Source organism: Rhodopila sp. (genome assembly GCF_965277825.1).
Lineage (GTDB): Bacteria > Pseudomonadota > Alphaproteobacteria > Acetobacterales > Acetobacteraceae > Rhodopila.
The window spans coordinates 5,173,244-5,191,224 of the sequence record NZ_OZ255846.1 but is presented as its reverse complement, the minus strand read 5'-3'; the positions used below and the strand labels follow the sequence as shown (position 1 = coordinate 5,191,224).

Genomic DNA, 17,981 nt, shown 5'->3' with positions numbered 1-17,981 from the left:
CACCGACTGCCGATGCTCTGGAAGTGCATAGCCTGCTTCCCGCAGGCCATCTCGAGCCCAGCCGAACCGGCAATTTGTCGGGGAGGGCGATGGCCGCCCAATCTGTCGCCCCGATGGGCGTCGTCCCCAGACCACCGCGCTTCCTAACCCAACAGCGCGGCAACCGAAATCGCCACGCCCGGCAGCAGCAGCGGTTCCAGCACGCCCTCGCGCCCAACCCGCGACACCGACGCGTAATCATCGCCGGCCGGATTGCGGCAAACTTCCACCTCACCCACCGCCAGGTTCACGATCCACAGTTCAGAAATGCCGTGGCTGGCATACAGCGGCCTTTTTACCGCGCGATCATAGTCCAGACTGCTGGCGGCGATCTCGATCACCAAAAGCACGTCTTCAGAGCTCGGCGTCGAACGCCGATAATCGTCCGCCCGCGGCCGCAGCACCGTAAAATCCGGCTCAGGCTCAGAGCGATCACCAAGCTGCACCGGATTTTGCACCGACACGACACCGCGATCACCCACGGCCTGCATCAGCATGCGATTTAGCCCATTCACCGTGCCCGAATGCTGACTTCCGATCGGCGCCATCGCGACCAGTTCTCCCTCGATGAGTTCCACCCGGTCGCGCTCCGTCAGGATGCCGACCTCGCCCATGCGATGGTACTCAGCCACAGTTAGCGGCCGCCGAGCCACCCAAGGATTGCGCGTCAGCAGACCAATCTCAGCAGCTTGCCCAGTCTCTGCATGCGTTGTCATTCACCCGTCTCTCCGCCACACCAATCCATCCTAGAACAACGTCCCGCCGTTGGGCACCCGTAGATCGGGGCGGACCAGCACCACCGCGCCGTCCTCGTCCGGCATCCCAAGCGTCAGCACCTCACTCAGGAACGGCCCGATCTGGCGCGGCGGAAAATTCACCACGGCGCACACCTGCCGCCCGATCAACTGGTCCGGCCGGTAGTGCACCGTCAACTGCGCGCTGGATTTCTTCGTCCCGATCTCCGCCCCGAAATCGATCGTCAGCTTGACCGCTGGCTTGCGCGCCTCCGGAAACGGCTTCGCCTCCGTGATGGTGCCGACCCGGATGTCCACCGCCTCGAACGCCTCGTAGCTGATCTGCTGCGCCATCTGATTGTTTCCTCTGCGTTGCTTTGGCGGAGACCTGGGTTAATGTGACGGTTCGCTGACCGAAGGACCCCCCATGCGCGATTACCACCTGCCCGGCCGCAGTCCCGTCTATTCCACCCACGGGATGGCGGCAACCTCGATGCCGGCAGCCACGCTGACCGCGCTCGACGTGCTACGGGCCGGTGGCAACGCGCTCGACGCCGCCGTGGCCGCGGTCGCCGCGCTCTGCGTGATAGAGCCGCAATCGACCGGCATCGGCGGCGACTGCTTCTGCCTCTACGCACCCGCCGGCACCGGCAAGGTCCACGCGCTGAACGGATCGGGCAGGGCACCCGCCGCGGCCACCATCGAATACTACGAAAGCCGCCAGATGCGTGCCCAGGACAACACCTCGCCGCACTCGGTGACGGTGCCGGGCGCGGTCAACGCCTGGGAAACGTTACTTAAGGCGCACGGTCGCAAGGGCCTCGACGAGCTGCTGCAGCCGGCAATCCGCTTCGCCCAGGACGGCTGGCCGGTGCACCCCAAGGTGTCCTGGGACTGGGCGAGATTGGCCGATAAACTGCGCAAGGGCGGCTCCACCCCGTTCCTGCCCAACGGCACCGCGCCCAAGCCCGGCGACCTGTTCGCCCAACCCGCTTTGGCCGAAACCCTGCGCGCCATCGCCCGCCACGGCGCCGAGGCGTTCTACCAAGGCCCGGTCGCCGCCGACATGGTGGCCACACTGCGCGAACGCGGCGGCCTGCACACCGAGGCGGATTTCGCCAAGGGCCTGCACAACGCCGAATTCGTCGAACCCATCACGCTGCACTGGAAGGGCTACGACGTCTACCAGTGCCCGCCGAACGGCCAAGGCCTGCTGGTGCTGATGCTGCTGGGCATGCTCGACGGCCTGCCGCCTGCCCCCGACGGCGCATCCGGCGCGATCCGCGCCCACCGCCATATCGAGGCCGCCCGCCTGGCCTACCGTGATCGCGATGCCTTCATAGCCGACCCCGGCGCGGTTGACGTTCCGGTCAAGAAACTTCTAAGCCCCGAGTATCTCGCCGCCCAGCGCGCGCTGATCAGCGACACGACAGCAATGCCCAACCTGCCGGCGCCAGGCGAATCGATCCTGCCGCAACACAAGGACACGGTTTACCTCTGCGTCGTCGACCGCGACGGCAACGCCTGCAGTTTCATCAATTCCCTGTTCGAGGGTTTCGGCACCGGCATCCTGGCCCACAAATCCGGCGTCATGCTGCAGAACCGCGGCCTCAGCTTCCGCCTGGAGCGCGGGCATCCCAACTGCATCGCCCCTGGCAAGCGGCCGATGCACACCATCATCCCGGGGATGCTGATGCAGAACGGCCGCGCCGTCATGCCGTTCGGCGTGATGGGCGGTCACTATCAGCCGATGGGGCAATCCTGGTTCCTGACCAACTTCCTCGAATATGGCCTGGACCTGCAGCACTCGCTCGATCTGTTCCGCGTCTTCCCCACCGGCGGCAAGGTTCTGGTGGAACGCGGCGTGCCCGACGATCTGGCGCGCAAGCTCGCCGCCATGGGCCATGACCTGGCGCCGACCGAACGCCCGCACGGCGGCGGCCAGGCGATCTGGATCGACCACGCCCGCGGCTGCCTGGTCGGCGCATCCGAACCGCGCAAGGACGGCTTGGCGCTGGGCTACTGACCATGGACCCCTGCCACCTGACCGCCGTCGAGGCACGCCGGCTGATCGGAACCAAAAGCCTGTCAAGCCGCGAACTGCTGCAAAGCTGCATCGGCCGCATCGAGGCGGTCGATCCTGCCGTCAACGCCATGGTCGCGCGCGACTTCGACCGCGCCCGCGCCACCGCCGAGGCCGCGGACGCCGCCGTGGCCCGCGGCGACACGCTGCCGCCGCTGCACGGCCTGCCAATCGGGATCAAGGACCTGGAGCCGACCGCCGGCCTGCGCACCACCTTCGGCAGTCCATTATTCAGCAACAACGTTCCCGCCCAGGACATGCGCCTGGTGGCAAAGATCCGCGCCGCCGGGGCGATCGTCATCGGCAAGACCAACACGCCGGAATTCGGCGCCGGCGCCAACACCCGCAACGCCGTCTACGGCGCCACCGGCAACCCATTCGATCCGACCAAATCCTGCGCCGGGTCCGCCGGCGGATCGGCGGTGGCGCTGGCAACTGGCATGGCGCCGATCTGCCAGGGCTCCGACACCGGCGGGTCATTGCGCAACCCGGCTTCGTTCTGCGGCATCGTCGGATTCCGTCCCACCCCCGGCCTGGTGCCCACCGAACGCCGCCCGCTCGGCTGGAGCATCTTGCCCGTGGTCGGCCCGATGGCCCGCACCGTCGCCGACACCGCGCTGCTGCTGGGCGCCATGATCGGCGACGACGCCGGCGATCCGCTCGCCACCACGATGCACGGAAAAACCCTCCGCCAGCCCGTCGATTTCCACCCGTTGGCGCCGATCGACCTCGCCAGTCTGCGCGTCGCGCTGACCCCGGATTTCGGCTTCGCGCCAACCGATCGCCACATCGCCGCGGTATTCGCGGAAAAGACCAGCCTGTTTCGCCACGTGTTCGCCCGCGCCGACGACGCCACGCCCGATTGCACCGAGGCCAACCGCGTATTCGAGGTGCTGCGCGCCACCCTGTTCCTGTCCGCCCATCTCGAGAAAGTCCGCAACACCCCCGATCAGGTCGGCCCCAACGTGCGTGCCAACGTCGAGCAAGGCCTACGCTACAGCGCCGAGGATATCGCCAGCGCGCAGGCCGCGCAGACCAAGCAATACCACCGCTGGCAATCATTCTTTGAACAATACGATATTATCCTGACCCCGACCATCACCATCAGTCCGCGACCCTGGCGCGAGCTCTACCCAGCCGAGATCGACGGCACGCCCACCCGCACCTATTTCCACTGGCTGGCGATGGCCTACTCCGTCACCGTGGTCGGACACCCCGCGCTGTCGCTGCCGCTCGGCCTGGACCGCAACGGCATGCCGTTCGGCCTGCAGATCGTCGGCCCGCGCGGCGGTGACGCCCTGGTTCTGCGCGTCGCCGCCGAACTCGAGACCCTGCTCGCCCACGATACCCGCACCGCCAGGCCGCTGCCCGACCTCGCTGCCCTGCGCGCCGCACCGCCGATCAACGCCTCCCCGGGCTTCCTCGGTTTCGACTGACCGCTTGCAAGCCGGCAAGCGCGCCCCACCTACCATCCATGTGGATGGTAAGGAGATGGTGATGGGCAAGCTTCACGAGTTACGACCAAAACCTCCGGACAGCGAAAAAATCACCATAAACCTGGGCTTCGTCGACCTCGGCCAGGTCGATCTGATGGTGCGCGACGGCTTCTACGCCAACCGCACCGACTTCATCCGCACCGCGATCCGCAACCAGCTCGATCGCCATGCCGAGGTGGTCCGCCAATCGGTGACCCGAAAAACCCTCGACCTCGGCCTTTGTCACTACACGAGTAGCGACCTCGAGGCCGCGCGAAGCCGCAACGAAATGCTGCACATCAACGTGCTCGGTCTGGCCAGCATCGCCCAGGACGTGACCGCCGAACTGGCGCGCGCCGCGATTGCCTCGATCACAGTCCTGGGCGCGCTCCACGCCAGTCCGACGGTCAAGGCCGCGCTGGCCGACCGCACACATTGAACCAGGACGACCCAAGCCGGCCCTGGTTGCCGAACCTGCCATGCCGAAAGTGAACATCATGAAATTCTTCTCGCCACGAGACCTACTAACACCGAAACGTTTTGCTTCCACCGGCCGCCTGATCGACGCAACCAACGCCCTTCGTCGGACGCTCGGCAGCCTGAATGCCCAGTTACCCCACCCCCAAGCACGGCACCCCCAGACACCGCACCAGACACCGGACCTCCAGACACCGGACCTCCAGGCACCGCACCAGACACCGGACCTCCAGACACCGCACCAGAGACCGGACCTCCAGACACCGCATCCCCAGACACCGCATACGCAGGCACCTCACACGCAGACACCGCACACGCGGGCACCACACCCCCAGCCGTCGCAACCCCAGCCGTCGCAACCCCGGTGGCCGTACCCCGGATCGCCGCACCCCGGCGCCGGCTTCCCCAATTGGACGCGCCGTGCCTCGCCGCCCAGCGATCCGGCCCCTGGCGGCAGTTTCAAGTCTGGCAGCTTCACCGCTTCGGCAGGCACCAGACCATACAAACTGTATATACCAACCAACTACGCCGGACAGCCCGTGCCGCTGGTGGTCATGCTGCACGGCTGCACCCAGTCCCCCGATGACTTCGCCGCCGGCACCCGGATGAACCATGCCGCCGAGGCACACGGCTTCATCGTCGCCTATCCGGCGCAAACCGGTAGCGCCAACGCGCAAAGGTGCTGGAATTGGTTCAACCCCGCCGACCAGCAGCGCGACGGCGGAGAAGCCGCCCTCATCGCCGGCATCACCCGCCAGGTGATGCACGATTTCGCCATCGACCCAGCCAGGGTCTACCTCGCCGGACTGTCAGCCGGCGCAGCGGCAGCGGCAATCATGGCCAACACCTACCCCGAGCTTTACGCCGCCGTCGGTATCCATTCCGGATTGGCCTGCGGCGCAGCCCGAGACATGCACTCGGCATTCACAGCCATGCAGCGAGGCAACGACGGCGCTCGATCCGCAACCGGACGGATCGTCCCCGCCATCGTCTTTCACGGCGACCGAGACGCCACGGTCAACGCCCGCAACGCCGACGCCGTCATCGCCCAGTCAACACAGCGTCAGCCGCTGCGCACCCAGGTCGAGATCGCTCAGGTGCCAAACGGTCACGCCTATACGCGAACCTCGCGGATCGACCGCGACGGCATCACGCTGACGGAGCAATGGATCGTCCACGGCGCCGGCCATGCCTGGTTCGGCGGCAGCCCCGATGGATCATACACCGATCCGCGCGGGCCCGATGCCACCGCCGAAATGCTGCGCTTCTTCCGCCAACATCCCCGCCACAGCTCCGCCTAGTGGCTTGTCAGTGCCTTTCGTCACATAGTTGACCAACCTAAACTGCAGCGCTTTCGCCACCGTTGCGGGGGTTCAAGAAGCGCGCATGATGACGATCATTTGCTGGAGCAGAAGCGGTTGCAGCTTCCTACTGGCCTATTATGGCAAATAGAGTGGCTTATGCTACGGGCGAACCGTCTTGCTGGATGGGTTCCACTTGTCAAAAATCTCTTTCTTTAACGGCCGGCCTTGGCAAAAACCTTTCGAGTATTATCGACATCGTCGATTCGCCACTGGCCGCTCACCTTGACCAACACGAAGCGCATTATATTAGTCGTGATTGGCCCATATTGATCACTTTAGCCATGACCACTGCGTTCTGCCCCATGTTAAAGGTCAGCGACGTCGTGACGTTGGTAATGGTGACTTCTTGCGACTGGACCAATAGCACGCTAGCGAGCGGAGCAACACCGAGATTGAAGAGCCTGGGTTACGCCCCGCCACACATGTGCTGGGAGTCTGACAAAGTCCAGGATTGTCGAGTGCGCAGATTGGTGACAGCGTAGGTCTTGCCACGAAGATCTCCGGGCGGACAATCTTCTGGAAGGGAAGTAAGACATTGCAGTACAGTGTCCCCGTGCCTTGATGCCACAACCGCCTGTTCGCGCTCATAGCTGACCTGTCTGGTTCCGTTATCAAATGCAACCGATGTTCCTGACGCGAAGTCAGAGTCGCCCTCCAACCTTCCACTGATCTCGGCAATGGCTATGTGAACACAGGTCCCGATTTTAAGGGGTTCGGCGCCGACTTCGGTCCCGAAAGAATAGGCCCAGGCCGGGAGGCTGACTGAGGAGCCAAGCGATCCATACGTTTGCAGCGCATCAAAATATGTGGTTACGATACAAGCAAGTTTAGCCTGGCACCGCCTGCGGTCCGCTAGAAACTCTCGCGCCCGCCATCGCGCATCTCGCCGATCTTGCGGCGGATATTTGTATAGGCTGTACCGAGCAGATCATCGAGAGCAGAGAGATGATCGTTGCTACAGATCGCTTTCTCATCCGCCGGGGCAACGGGCGAAGCCAGAACTTTGCGGCAATCGAAACTCGCCGCTTTCGCGCTCCACGGCGTAAGCAATAGTATTAGATAGAAACCAACTCTAACTTTGCTCATTTGGAAGCTCATCCATTTCGGCTCCTTTTCGTGGGGCCGGGGGCACTCGTGCAACCGGCATGGTTTCCTGAAAAGACGCCTCGGAAGTGTCACGCAACAACCACGAACTTTCGAACCCTATGCTCGCCAGCAACGGCTTAAGTTGATCCGGTGCACCATCACAAGCATAAAATTTCGCCTCACGGATTCGCTGGAACTCGAAGTCGTTCTGAAAACCAGGAACACCGCAAAGCTTATCATTTTTCCCGCATGCGAAATCAGGCTGAAAAAAGTCCAACGCCCCAGGCGCTCCACCGCCCAAGATCAAATGCCGTCCTCCACCATCCCCAGCAGCCGAGCAATTGCCGCCTCGATCCGTCCGCCATCCATCCCCCGCAACGGACCATCGATCACCAGCATCGCCAGCCCATGCACCGCCGACCACGCCAGATATTCGGCGCCATCGCGACGCTCCGCCGGCAGCACGCTCGCGGCTGTCATCCGATCCAGCGCCAGGCTCAACAACTGAAACGGATCCAGCCCGCTGCCGCCCGCCTGCTCCGTGCTGCGGCCCTGGCCCTGTTGCGGACCCGTGCCGAACGCGGTGCGGAACAGCCCCGGCTCCGTGAAGGCAAACCGAAGATAGCCGCGCCCGACAGCGCGCAGGCTGGCCTTGGCAAACGCCGCCGGCGATAGCTCTGCCGCAATCGCGGACAGTTCCTGCTCCATCGCCACCGCAATCGAGGACAACGCCGCCGAACGCACCGCCTGCAGCAAGTCCTGCTGACCGTTGAAATGGCGGTAGGCGGCATTCGGAACCACCCCGGCGCGTCGCGTCGCCTCACGCAGCGTCACCGCCTGCGGTCCTCCAGAGCGAGCCAGCGCGATGCCGGCTTCCAGCAGCGCGCGCCGCAGGTCGCCATGGCGATAAGTGTCGCGGGCCGCGACGGTGCTGGCAGGTCTCATCGATCCCGCACACTATCGCGCAATCATGTGGACAGTGTCCAGAAGTGCTGCTAAACGCCGATGTGGACGACGTTCACAAACGGCCGACGCAGCGGCCGTGCTGTCAGCAAGGGGAAACGACAATGCTCGTGCAGCCATACCTCTCGTTCAACGGACGTTGCGACGAGGCAGTGAAATTCTACCAGGCCGCCATCGGCGCCGAGGTTCGCATGTTGATGCGTTTCAAGGACGCCCCCGACCAGTCGATTGTCCCGCCGGGGTCGGCGGACAAGATCATGCATGTCAGCCTGCGCATGGGCGACTCGACGGTAATGGCAAGCGACGGAGGGTGCTCTGGAACGTCAGCATTCAGCGGCATTTCGTTATCCCTCGGCGTGGCCGAGGACGCCGATGCGGACCGGCTGTTCGCCGCATTGGCCGATGGCGGTCAGGTCACCATGCCACTAGCCAAGACCTTCTTCGCATCGAAGTTCGGCATGCTGACCGACCGTTTCGGCCTGAACTGGATGGTCATGGCCGGCCAGCAAGGCTGATCCCGGGTGGCGCGTCGCCGATCAGACCGGCGGCGGCGGATGCGAGCCGCCGACCACGCCCGTCACGCGATAACCCAGCCGACGCCACAGGCGCCCGGCTAGTTCGCCAATCTCACGCGCGATCATTCTGTTGCCTTGGACCGACAATTCCATCGCCTTGGCCCAATCCACCCAGTAATCGGATTCATGCATCTGGCACTTCCTTTCAATAACTCGGAAAGGACGCCTCCGTCTTGTTGCAGTGCAACATAGGTCGCCAGGACCATCGTTGCAATCAAAAACGCGGCGGAAAGCCCCGGCAATTCCGGGCGGAAAGCCCGGGCAGTACTGGGCGGAAAGCCCGGGCAATAAGTGGGTGAAAGCCCGCGGCAAAACGCCGACGGCCCGCCGGCGCCGCGATCACAACAGCTTCGCCTCGAACGGCGGCAGCAGATCAGGCGCCTCGAATTCGATCACCCACAGGTCGGGGTCGAACTTCACCTGTCGCGCGATGTAGGCATCGGCAGCAGCGTCATCGACCGCTGCGTCACCGGTGGCACGCATCCAGGCCAGCGCACCGGCCGCCGAACGGACCTGCGACAACACAGACACCTGCTTGTCGTTGCGCAGCACCACCAGCACCCCTCCGGCATCGGGATCGCCCTTGCGGATCACCGCGCCGTAGCGGCCACCCGCGTTGCCCATCCGCAACGCCATGCCGACCCAGATTCCCGCCTTGATCCGCGGCGTCGGCGTCTCGCGCCCGTCGCTCACTTGCCGATGATGCGGCGCGCGATCGCCATCCGATGCACCTCCGAGGGGCCTTCATACACCCGCATGGTGCGGACCTTCTGCGCCATCAGTTGCAGCGGCAGTTCCTTCGCCACCCCCATGGCGCCGAACGCCTGCATCGCGTGATCGACGATCTCGGTCGCCATCTCGGTGCCATAGAGCTTCACCATCGACGCCTCGGTGCGCACATCCTGCCCGGCATCCGCCTTGATCGCGGCGTCATACACCATCAGCCGGCAGGCATGGATCTTCACCGCGGCATCGGCGATCCACCACTGGATCGCCTGGCGGTCGGCCAGCCGCTGCCCGAAGGTCACCCGCTGCTTGGTGTGCTCCACCATCATGTCCAGCGCTCTGCGCGAGATGCCGACGCACCAGGCCCCGATCTGCACCCGGCGCACCGTCAGGCGGAGCTGCATCGGCGCGTAGCCCTTGCCCTCGACGCCCAGCAACTGGCTGGCCGGAACGCGGCAATCCTCGAACACCAGTTCATAGGTGCGCTGCCCGCCCAGCATCGGGATCTCACGCTCGATGATGAAGCCCCTGGTGCCGCGCTCGACGATGAAGGCGGTCACCCCCTCGGCCCGCTTGCCCTCCCCGGTGCGCGCCATTACGATGACGAAATCGGCCTGCGGCACCCGGCTGACCCAGATCTTGCGGCCGTTGATCACCCAGTCGCCGCCCTGCCGGACCGCGCGCGTGGTCATCCCCGCCGGATCACCGCCGGCCCCCGGCTCCGAGATCGCGATCGCGGAGTGCGCCTCACCGCGCGCATAGGGTTCAAGGTATTTGCGCCGCTGCTCGTCGTTGGCCACCGCGATCAGCATGTGCAGGTTCGGACTGTCGGGGGGAAAAGTGAACGGCACGCAGGTCCGCCCCTGTTCCTCATACACCCCGGCCAGCGCCGCATACGGCAGGTTGGCCCCGCCATACTCTTCCGGCACGTCCAGCCCCCACAGCCCAAGCTCCTTGCACTTGCTCAGCAGGGCCGCTTCGTCCTCGGCCGCAAGCCCGGATCCCTGGCCGGACATCTCGCGCGCCAGCACGCCTTTCTCCAACGGAATGACGTCACGGTCGATGAATTTGTTGACCAGATCCTGGAGCATCCGGTGCTCTTCGGGGCGTTCAAGCATGATGGGCAAGTCCTGATTGGTTAGAGCCACGCACTGGGCTGGGCCGGCAAAGCAAAGCACGATCCGCCCGCCGCGTCACGACAACGCGGGTTCGCGGCGGACCAGCCGAGTATCCGTCACCCTGGACAGATCATGTTCAACGTCGGGAAATAGCTTCGATAGCGGCCGGTGTCGCGGGTCAGCAGACGGTAACCGGCAACCGCGGCATGGGCGCCGAGGAAGCAGTCCGGCAGCGGCGACCGCTTCACCCCGCCCCGGCGCCGGTCGGCGCGGAACACCTTCGCCGCGAGAAAGGCCGCTGCGTACGGTATCGCCTCCCGGTCGATGAGCCCGACCGGCAACGCTGCCTCCAGGTCTTCGATGCGCGAATATCGCACTGAAACCCCGGCATAGATGATCGGATTGATGACCAGACGAGACGTATCGGCGGCGGCTTCCAGCGCAACGGCGGACCACGTGAACCATTGCGGATCCTCGGTCATGATGTCGAGCAGGACGTTGCTGTCGATCAGAACCGCGGTCACTCAATCGCCACGCGTCAACGCCATGATGGCGGACGTGCTCATGGTCACATCGCCCCGCCCGCGCAGGTGCGCCACCAGCCGACCGCCTCGGTTGATGCGGGTCGGGGAGGTGGCTCGAAGGATGCGAACGACCTGCCCATCGAAATCAAATTCGACCTCGGTGTTCGGCATCAAGCCGGCTCTTTCACGGATCTCAAGCGGAATGGTCACCTGACCTTTCGATGTAACGCGCATGTTCGGCTCCTGGTTCTTACCGACCAAAGTAAGACCCGGCAAGCCGACGCTCAAGGTCGAAGCCGCTCGCTTCAAGATCTGAGGCTTCAACCTCCGATCATCAACCATCCGACCGGCCGCCAGCCTTACCGCCCGACAAAACGCGGCGTGCGCTTTTCCATGAACGCGGTGCGGCCTTCCTTGTAGTCGGCGCTGTTGAAGCAGATCTCACCCATCTTGCGGATCGCCTCCATGTCCCGTTCGGACCGGTCCCTGATCATCTCGTTGATCGTCAGCTTGGACGCGGCAACCGATAGCGGGGCGTTATCGGCGATGGAGCGCGCGATATCCAGCACCACGTCGTTCAGGCCTTCCTCCGACGTCATCTTGTTGATCAGGCCGATGCGTTCCGCCTCCGCCGCATCGATCCGCTTGGCGGTATAGAGGATCATCCGCGCGTGCGCCGGTCCGACCAGGTCGATCAGCCGCTTCACCGCGTCCGGCGCATAGGCGATCGACAGCCGTGCCGCGGGAATGCCGAACTGGCTGTCCGAGGCAGCTATGCGCAGGTCGGTCGCCATCGCGATCGCCAGCCCGCCGCCCATGCAGAAGCCGCGGATGCGGGCGATGACCGGCTTCCTGAAGGCGTGGAACTTGTTGCGTCCGACACCGGTCGCCCGATCGTACTCGGCCTGTGCGTCGGCGCTGTTGCGGTTCTTCTCGAACTGGCTGATGTCGGCGCCCGAGACGAATGCCTTGTTGCCGGCACCGGTCATGATCACCACGCTGACGCTGTCGTCGTCGGCGAATTCGTCCAGGATCTCGCCCAGCCCGGTCCACATCTCCATCGACATGGCGTTGCGCTTTTCCGGCTGGTTGAAGGTGATCAGGCCGACGCCGTCATCCTTCGCGGCCAGCATCTTTCCGCCCGCGAAAGCGCGGGTCTCGGCGTGGTCGGGCAGCATCAGATGACTCCCTTGTGGCGCATGTCGTTCAGTTCGGCGTCGCTGTAGCCGACGCTCTTCAGGATCTCGTCGCTGTGCTCACCGGCGTTCGGCGTGTGCTCGCGGATCGCCTTGGAGAACCCCGATATACTGATCGCGGATGCAACCACCTCCTTCTCCCCGAGATGCGGACTGCGCATCTTGGTCGCCATGCCAAGATGCTTGACCTGCGGATCGGCGAACACCTGGTCGATCGAGTTGATCGGCCCGCACGGGATGCCGTTGGTCTCGAACAGCTCGATCCAGTGGTTCGACGGCTTGGTGCGGGTGATCTCGCCGATCGCGGCGTTGATCGCGGCGCGGTCGCGCGAGCGGCCGGCCTGGGTCTTCCAGTCGTCGCGCGTCAGCCAATCCGGGCGCTCGATCGCCTCGCAGAACCGGGTAAACACGCGCGACGAACTGGCGGCGATGTTGATGTGGCCGTCGCTGGTCGGGAAGACTCCGGTGGGGATGCCGGTGGGGTGGTCGTTGCCGGCCTGGCCGGCGACCTCGCCCTCCATCAGCCAGCGGCTGGCCTGGAAATCCAGCATGAACACCTGCGCCTCCAGCAGGCTGGTGGTGACCCAGCGGCCGACCCCGGTGCGTTCGCGGTCGAACAGCGCCATCATGCAGCCCAGCGCCAGCAGGTTGCCCGCGGTCAGGTCGTCGATCGGGATGCCGACCCGCATCGGGCCGCGCCCCGGTTCGCCGGTGATCGACATCAGCCCGCCCATGCCCTGGGCGATCTGGTCGACCCCGGCGCGCGGGCCATACGGGCCGTCCTGGCCGAAGCCGGAGATGCTGCCATAGACGATGCGCGGGTTGACCGCGCGGACGTCGTCGTACGACACCTTCAGCCGGTGCTTCACGTTGGCCCGCATGTTCTCCAGCACCACGTCGGCCTTGGCCGCCAGCCGCATGAACGCCTCGTGGCCTTCCTTCGACTTCAGGTTCAGGGTGACGGCGCGCTTGTTGCGGTGCAGGTTCTGGAAGTCGAAGCCGTGGCGGCGCCCGGCAACGTCCTCGCCTTCGCCGGCCGGCGGCTCGATGCGGACGACGTCGGCGCCCCAGTCGGCGAAGTGGCGCACCGCGGTCGGCCCGGCGCGCGCTAGCGTCAGGTCCAGCACGGTGATGCCGTTCAGCGGCAGGCGGGTCGTGCTGGCGGCGAACATCGCCTTGTCGGCCGGACTGTCGGGCATGGCTGCTTCCTTCTGGCAAATCCTGCCGGATCATCGGCCGGTCTTGGCGATTGCTCAAGAGCCGAACGCAACCCGCCCCCGGGCGGCAAGTCCCAGGGCGCGCGCTAATCATTTATCAACTAATTCGGTCTATTGCATGCGCAATGCCGGCCGATTGCAACGGGTTGGCTGCTCTTGAGGGACCGAACGTGTCTGCAAGCTGCCTGCCGCCGGTACAAACCTACCATCCGACAACGTTCCTCGAACGAGGCGTCGCGGTGCCGTTCACCACGCCGCTGCTTGCCGGCACCCGAGCGCGGCCGGGCGAGAAGCGTGGCTTGGAACTGGTGATCCCCAACCCCTCGGGCGGCCGCGGGGTTTACATCATGGCGTGGAAAAGCATCAGCGCGCTGTGCAGTCCCACGCTGCATGACCGGCAGCTCAACGATCGGATCGAGGCGCTGACCAGCGTGACCCCCGGCACCATCCGCCGGGTCAGCCGCGAAATCGCCGCCGAGGGGTTGGCCGGCGATGAGGCGATGGCCGCCGCGCAAAAGGCAGCTGACAATGACAAGGGCGACCGGCTGCTGGCGAACTACCTGCTGCTGCTGGCCCTGGTCGAGCAGGTCGATGCCCCGACCGCGGAGCAGAAACTCGCCGCCGTCAGCGATCCCGAGGAAATGCAGCGCCGCGCCCGCTTGGCGGTCGACCAGGTGGCGCCGCGGCTGCGGCGGACCACCAACTGGGTGGCCTCGGCGCTGGAGGCGATCGGCGACACCATGTCCTATATCGGCGTCACCGTCGGCAGCACCAGCGGTCGCATACCGCGGCTGATCAAGCTGCTGCAGCGCTGCTCGCAAGAAGTCGCGGCGTGGAGCAGCGCGCAGCGCTCCGACGACCAGGCGTCCTATGCCGAGATGGTCTGCACCGTTGCCGACCACACTCTGAAGCTGGCCGAGACCACGCTGGGGCAGGCGCGCGACCTGACCAACGACGTGGTCGGGCTGTTGCGCACCTGGGGCAACGATCCGGACCCGATCGTGCGGCTGTCCGGACGTCCGGAATGGCTGCTGGACGGCTGGGAGCAGATCTGCCTGCTTTGGACCTTGGCGCAGGACGATGCCGGGCGCCGCGCCGCGCTGGTCGAGATGGTGCAACTGCTGCCGGTGCTGCCCAAGGAGGCCAAGGAATGGGCTGACCAATTCCAGGAGTTCGATATTTCAATGAAACTGCGCCGGCTGATCCCGCTGAACGAGGACTGGCGCACCGGGGCGACGGTGTTCGATACGGTCGCTCGCAACGAACACATGCGGGCGCTGTCATGCTGATGCGAGCCGCGGCGCAGCCGCCGGCGGCGGGCCGGCCGGCGCGGTCCGAGATGGGCGCGCTGCGCGCCGATCTGCTGCATGCAGACGATGCGAAGATCCGCCAGATCGTTGCCTTGCTGGAGGCATCCGCCGAACCCGGGGTCCGCAAGGCGGTGCTGGAGCCGCTGCGCCGGCGGCTGTCCAGCCTGAAGCCGCCGCGCATGTTGCGCTTTACCCGGCTGCTGTTCATGCCGCTGGACGGGCTGATCGTGCCCGCACCGGAATGGAAACCCGGGCACGCGACCATCCCGCGCAGCGTGCTGGAGGCGATGTCGCGGACCGTTCAGGCCGCATTGGGCGAGCAGGCCAGCGCGATCGAGACGATGATCATCGGGCACCACACCGATGAAGCCGAAATCGTCAGCCGAACCGGACTGGCAACGTGGGGTCGGGCAGCTGAGATACTGGGCCGCGCGCCGGCGCCGATAGGCTGGGCGGAGACCGGGCTGCCGCCAGGATTGTATGCACCGCTGGCTCGCGCCATCGCCACCGTGCTGCGCAGCGCCTCGGCGTTGCGCGACCTGGAGCGTGACGTCGAAATCGGTGTGCTGCAACCCGATGAACAGACCATCCGCGACATCGTGGCGAGCCTGAGCAGCGAACCGGCGCCGGGCGGCGGGATGCTATCCAGCGCGCCGGGCGGCGGGATGATATCGAACGCGCCGGCTGGCGGGATGATATCGAACGCGCCGGCTGGCGGGATGATATCGAACGCGCCGGCTGGCACGATGGTGTTCAAGCTGCTGCTGCGGCGTCTGCCGCACGTGGTGCCGCGGTTGCGCCAGCTTATCATCCTGAGCGGCACGCCGGCCGACCGCGCCATGCTGCAGACCGCGATGGACGAGGGCACCGACGCGCTGCTGGCCGACATGGAGGATCGATCGGAGTTGACCGAGGGACTGCGCGACGGGGTCTTCTCGGCGGTGGGAACCGAGGTGCAGCGCATCGCCACGCTGCTGCGCGACATCGACCAGGACCCCGGCGCGGGCCACCATCGTGCTCGGCTGAGCGGGATCCGCAAGAAGCTGGACGAAGTCTGCCGCGGGCGCTTCGTCGAGGGCATCACCAACGGGCTGGTCGGACCGCTGGCCGTCGCCAGGGCCGCGATCGACGGCGCCGGCCAGAGGCAGATGGAATCGTTCGCCAGGGATCTTCGCACCATCGAGACCGCCGGGCGGAAGCTGGGCAACCCGGCCGCCTATGATGCGCTGCTTGGGAAGGCGAGCGAAGCGGTGCAGGCGGCGGTGCGTCAGGGCAGTATCGGGACCATGGCGGCGGTGCGGCTGGTGGAGATCCTGGCCGGGCCCGAGATGGCCGACGAGTTCTATCGGAAGAATGCCGTGCCGGTGCCCCGGGTCGCGTAGCCCATCGGGCCTTGGTCGTTGCAGTCTGGGATGTCGCGACGGCACCCATCCTGGGCGTGGCGATCGCGGCTCAGGCGACCCTTGGGGTGGTTTGCACGGCGGCATTCTGCTGAGCCAATCATGCGCCATGCTCGGCCTGGTTTTATTACCCTGACTTCTCCGGCAACGCTGCAAGTTTCCGTCGACAGCGCCTAGTCGATCGTGAAAGCCCTCGTTGTCACACTGCCTTTGACTGCCCGAAGCAAAGCAATCGGGTTCCAGTAGTCTTTGTAATGAACGATGTTTCCATCACGCATGCGGATCACCGAAATGTAGCGTTGGTTGTAGGCTTCTTTCGTAATCACGCCCTCTCCGCGCCCGGAGAACTCAAGCACAACCATATCCGGATCACTTGCCCCAATTTCGCATACGTCAGCGACTCCGTCGATCCGAAGTAGCTTCCTGATCCTCTGGAAATTCGCGATGATGGCATCCCGACCCGCAATCGGCGTGCTCAGTCCGGGCGGCGCATAAGGGTACTCAAGGACACCATCCACGGCGAACATCTCTGGAAACGTCTCGGCATCGGGTCTGAGGCGATCACCCAGCACGCGACGCAACATAGCCGGAAAGCTTTCAAAGGAATCGGTTTCGGACACATTGATCTCCATCATGGATAGAACCGGATGGAGCGGCTGACGGCCGAGGCATTGTCGCTCCCGGCAGATGGGTATAACTGTGGCCCATGGTCCATAGTCAATGGTCTTGTCCGCAATGATGATCGCTGCCTTTGCCCGTGAAAGTAGGCTGTCGGTTGATGCAGTCCGGCTTTACGTCCGCCGCGGCTTGTTGCAGCCGGAGACCGGGACAAAGGGAGGGTCGCGCCCCTACCAGATTTTCTCAGCCCTCGATATTGAGAAGGCGCGCATCATCCGTGCCGGCCAAGCGCTCGGGCTATCGCTCAAGGAGATTGGCGTGTTCCTCAACAAACGAGCTTTCGACGGAAATGAAGACGATGTCGTCATCGCCTTTCTAGCGGAGCAACGTGATCGGCTTACCGGACGAATTTCCGACCTGGAGAAGCTCGTCTCGTTCGTCGATGCCAAAATAGCTTGGCTGCAAGACCCGAGCATCGGCCCTTCACCGCCGTACCCACACTAACGACACATGACGCGACGACAGGGCCTAGAGCATGATCGCGCTGAGCGGAACGTTCAAGGCGCGTGAATCATGCGACAAAACAAAGAGCTAGACCATTTTCGGCATGCACAGTCAGGCTGAAAATGGTCTAGTCCCCGGTCGCCGCCGCCCCGTCGGCCCATGTCTCCAGCGAACGCGCGTTGTCGCTCAGCATCGAGACGCTGTCGTTCAACTTGTCCAGGTTGACCCGATAGCGCTGCAGGCTGTCCGCCAGACGGGCGGTGGTGGTCCGCAGCGTCACCAGCCGATCCCGCCACGCCGCGACAGCCGCCCGCTGCTCGGCCAAGGCGGTGTTCAGCGACGTCAAGGCGCGGTTCAGCCGCTGTTCCGGCGTCGGATCCGCCGCCAACCTGACGTCGGCAACCGCCGGCGAAGTCCAGTCCGCTACGATCACCCGGTTGTTCTGCCCAGTGCCAGTGTCGCCGGCGCGGCGCGGCGAACGCTGCGCGCGCGACCCCGGCCGCTTCGCCCGGACCGGGAACGGAATCACCAGCGCCGAGGCGGCAGCCACCATTGGCGGATCAGTTAAATCG

The 17,981-nt window shown here is 65.0% G+C and carries 21 protein-coding genes; 8 read left to right on the top strand and 13 right to left on the bottom strand.

Features of this window, described 5'->3' with window-relative positions:
- Positions 1–143: 143 nt before the first annotated feature.
- Together ACQY4T_RS24970 and ACQY4T_RS24965 are read right to left on the bottom strand one after the other, a co-directional pair.
- On the bottom strand, positions 144–755 hold the full coding sequence (locus ACQY4T_RS24970) for a Uma2 family endonuclease (protein ID WP_428536166.1): 612 nt from the start codon (positions 753–755) through the stop codon (positions 144–146).
- Between the two features lie 30 nt (positions 756–785).
- The gene (locus ACQY4T_RS24965; protein WP_428536164.1) at positions 786–1,127 is read right to left on the bottom strand and encodes a tRNA-binding protein; all 342 of its coding nucleotides are present in this window, start codon (positions 1,125–1,127) and stop codon (positions 786–788) included.
- A gap of 73 nt (positions 1,128–1,200) precedes the next feature.
- Between ACQY4T_RS24965 and ACQY4T_RS24960 the strand changes: the two genes are divergently transcribed.
- From ACQY4T_RS24960 to ACQY4T_RS24945, 4 genes are all read left to right on the top strand, one after another.
- Positions 1,201–2,799 carry a gamma-glutamyltransferase family protein gene (locus ACQY4T_RS24960; RefSeq protein ID WP_428536162.1) on the top strand — a complete coding sequence of 533 codons (1,599 nt, stop codon included), beginning with the start codon at positions 1,201–1,203 and terminating at the stop codon, positions 2,797–2,799.
- A 2-nt stretch (positions 2,800–2,801) separates the two neighbouring features.
- Positions 2,802–4,292, top strand: coding sequence for an amidase (locus tag ACQY4T_RS24955; RefSeq protein ID WP_428536160.1), 1,491 nt, complete (start codon positions 2,802–2,804; stop codon positions 4,290–4,292).
- 61 nt (positions 4,293–4,353) lie between these two features.
- Positions 4,354–4,770 carry a CopG family transcriptional regulator gene (locus ACQY4T_RS24950; RefSeq protein WP_428536158.1) on the top strand — a complete coding sequence of 139 codons (417 nt, stop codon included), beginning with the start codon at positions 4,354–4,356 and terminating at the stop codon, positions 4,768–4,770.
- A 40-nt stretch (positions 4,771–4,810) separates the two neighbouring features.
- Positions 4,811–6,109 (top strand): extracellular catalytic domain type 1 short-chain-length polyhydroxyalkanoate depolymerase, encoded by a 1,299-nt coding sequence (locus ACQY4T_RS24945; protein ID WP_428536156.1) that lies wholly within the window; start codon positions 4,811–4,813, stop codon positions 6,107–6,109.
- 915 nt (positions 6,110–7,024) lie between these two features.
- Here the strand turns inward: ACQY4T_RS24945 and ACQY4T_RS24940 are convergent.
- Together ACQY4T_RS24940 and ACQY4T_RS24935 are read right to left on the bottom strand one after the other, a co-directional pair.
- Positions 7,025–7,270 carry a hypothetical protein gene (locus tag ACQY4T_RS24940; protein WP_428536154.1) on the bottom strand — a complete coding sequence of 82 codons (246 nt, stop codon included), beginning with the start codon at positions 7,268–7,270 and terminating at the stop codon, positions 7,025–7,027.
- A 291-nt stretch (positions 7,271–7,561) separates the two neighbouring features.
- On the bottom strand, positions 7,562–8,203 hold the full coding sequence (locus tag ACQY4T_RS24935; protein ID WP_428536152.1) for a TetR/AcrR family transcriptional regulator: 642 nt from the start codon (positions 8,201–8,203) through the stop codon (positions 7,562–7,564).
- Between the two features lie 122 nt (positions 8,204–8,325).
- Here ACQY4T_RS24935 and ACQY4T_RS24930 point away from each other — a divergent pair, with 122 nt between their 5' ends.
- Positions 8,326–8,736 carry a VOC family protein gene (locus ACQY4T_RS24930; protein WP_428536150.1) on the top strand — a complete coding sequence of 137 codons (411 nt, stop codon included), beginning with the start codon at positions 8,326–8,328 and terminating at the stop codon, positions 8,734–8,736.
- A gap of 21 nt (positions 8,737–8,757) precedes the next feature.
- On the opposite strand, the gene ACQY4T_RS24925 is transcribed toward ACQY4T_RS24930, so the two are convergent.
- From ACQY4T_RS24925 to ACQY4T_RS24895, 7 genes are all read right to left on the bottom strand, one after another.
- Complete coding sequence (locus ACQY4T_RS24925) at positions 8,758–8,928, bottom strand: hypothetical protein (protein WP_428536148.1); 171 nt, start codon at positions 8,926–8,928, stop codon at positions 8,758–8,760.
- Positions 8,929–9,135: 207 nt separating this feature from the next.
- Positions 9,136–9,489, bottom strand: coding sequence for a DUF1491 family protein (locus ACQY4T_RS24920; RefSeq protein ID WP_428536146.1), 354 nt, complete (start codon positions 9,487–9,489; stop codon positions 9,136–9,138).
- On the bottom strand, positions 9,486–10,640 hold the full coding sequence (locus tag ACQY4T_RS24915; RefSeq protein ID WP_428536144.1) for an acyl-CoA dehydrogenase family protein: 1,155 nt from the start codon (positions 10,638–10,640) through the stop codon (positions 9,486–9,488). The genes ACQY4T_RS24920 and ACQY4T_RS24915 overlap by 4 nt, the downstream gene beginning before the upstream one ends.
- 116 nt (positions 10,641–10,756) lie before the next feature.
- Positions 10,757–11,164 (bottom strand): type II toxin-antitoxin system VapC family toxin, encoded by a 408-nt coding sequence (locus tag ACQY4T_RS24910; protein WP_428536142.1) that lies wholly within the window; start codon positions 11,162–11,164, stop codon positions 10,757–10,759.
- Positions 11,165–11,398 (bottom strand): AbrB/MazE/SpoVT family DNA-binding domain-containing protein, encoded by a 234-nt coding sequence (locus ACQY4T_RS24905; RefSeq protein WP_428536140.1) that lies wholly within the window; start codon positions 11,396–11,398, stop codon positions 11,165–11,167.
- A 125-nt stretch (positions 11,399–11,523) separates the two neighbouring features.
- A complete protein-coding gene (locus ACQY4T_RS24900; RefSeq protein WP_428536138.1) occupies positions 11,524–12,342 on the bottom strand; it encodes an enoyl-CoA hydratase in 819 nt (272 codons plus the stop codon).
- Positions 12,342–13,559, bottom strand: a complete 1,218-nt coding sequence (locus ACQY4T_RS24895; RefSeq protein ID WP_428536136.1) for a CaiB/BaiF CoA transferase family protein — start codon at positions 13,557–13,559, stop codon at positions 12,342–12,344. The genes ACQY4T_RS24900 and ACQY4T_RS24895 overlap by 1 nt, the downstream gene beginning before the upstream one ends.
- A gap of 188 nt (positions 13,560–13,747) precedes the next feature.
- Between ACQY4T_RS24895 and ACQY4T_RS24890 the strand changes: the two genes are divergently transcribed.
- Both ACQY4T_RS24890 and ACQY4T_RS24885 read left to right on the top strand, forming a co-directional pair.
- Positions 13,748–14,866 carry a hypothetical protein gene (locus ACQY4T_RS24890; RefSeq protein WP_428536134.1) on the top strand — a complete coding sequence of 373 codons (1,119 nt, stop codon included), beginning with the start codon at positions 13,748–13,750 and terminating at the stop codon, positions 14,864–14,866.
- Positions 14,860–16,269: a hypothetical protein gene (locus tag ACQY4T_RS24885; protein ID WP_428536132.1), complete on the top strand. Its 1,410-nt coding sequence runs from the start codon at positions 14,860–14,862 to the stop codon at positions 16,267–16,269. Before ACQY4T_RS24890 ends, ACQY4T_RS24885 begins: the two co-directional genes overlap by 7 nt.
- 191 nt (positions 16,270–16,460) lie before the next feature.
- On the opposite strand, the gene ACQY4T_RS24880 is transcribed toward ACQY4T_RS24885, so the two are convergent.
- A complete protein-coding gene (locus ACQY4T_RS24880; RefSeq protein ID WP_428536130.1) occupies positions 16,461–16,922 on the bottom strand; it encodes a nuclear transport factor 2 family protein in 462 nt (153 codons plus the stop codon).
- A 100-nt stretch (positions 16,923–17,022) separates the two neighbouring features.
- On the opposite strand from ACQY4T_RS24880, the gene ACQY4T_RS24875 reads away from it, so the two are divergent.
- The gene (locus ACQY4T_RS24875; RefSeq protein WP_428536128.1) at positions 17,023–17,409 is read left to right on the top strand and encodes a MerR family transcriptional regulator; all 387 of its coding nucleotides are present in this window, start codon (positions 17,023–17,025) and stop codon (positions 17,407–17,409) included.
- 127 nt (positions 17,410–17,536) lie between these two features.
- Here ACQY4T_RS24875 and ACQY4T_RS24870 read toward each other — a convergent pair whose 3' ends face one another.
- Positions 17,537–17,962, bottom strand: coding sequence for a hypothetical protein (locus ACQY4T_RS24870; RefSeq protein ID WP_428536126.1), 426 nt, complete (start codon positions 17,960–17,962; stop codon positions 17,537–17,539).
- Positions 17,963–17,981: the final 19 nt, after the last annotated feature.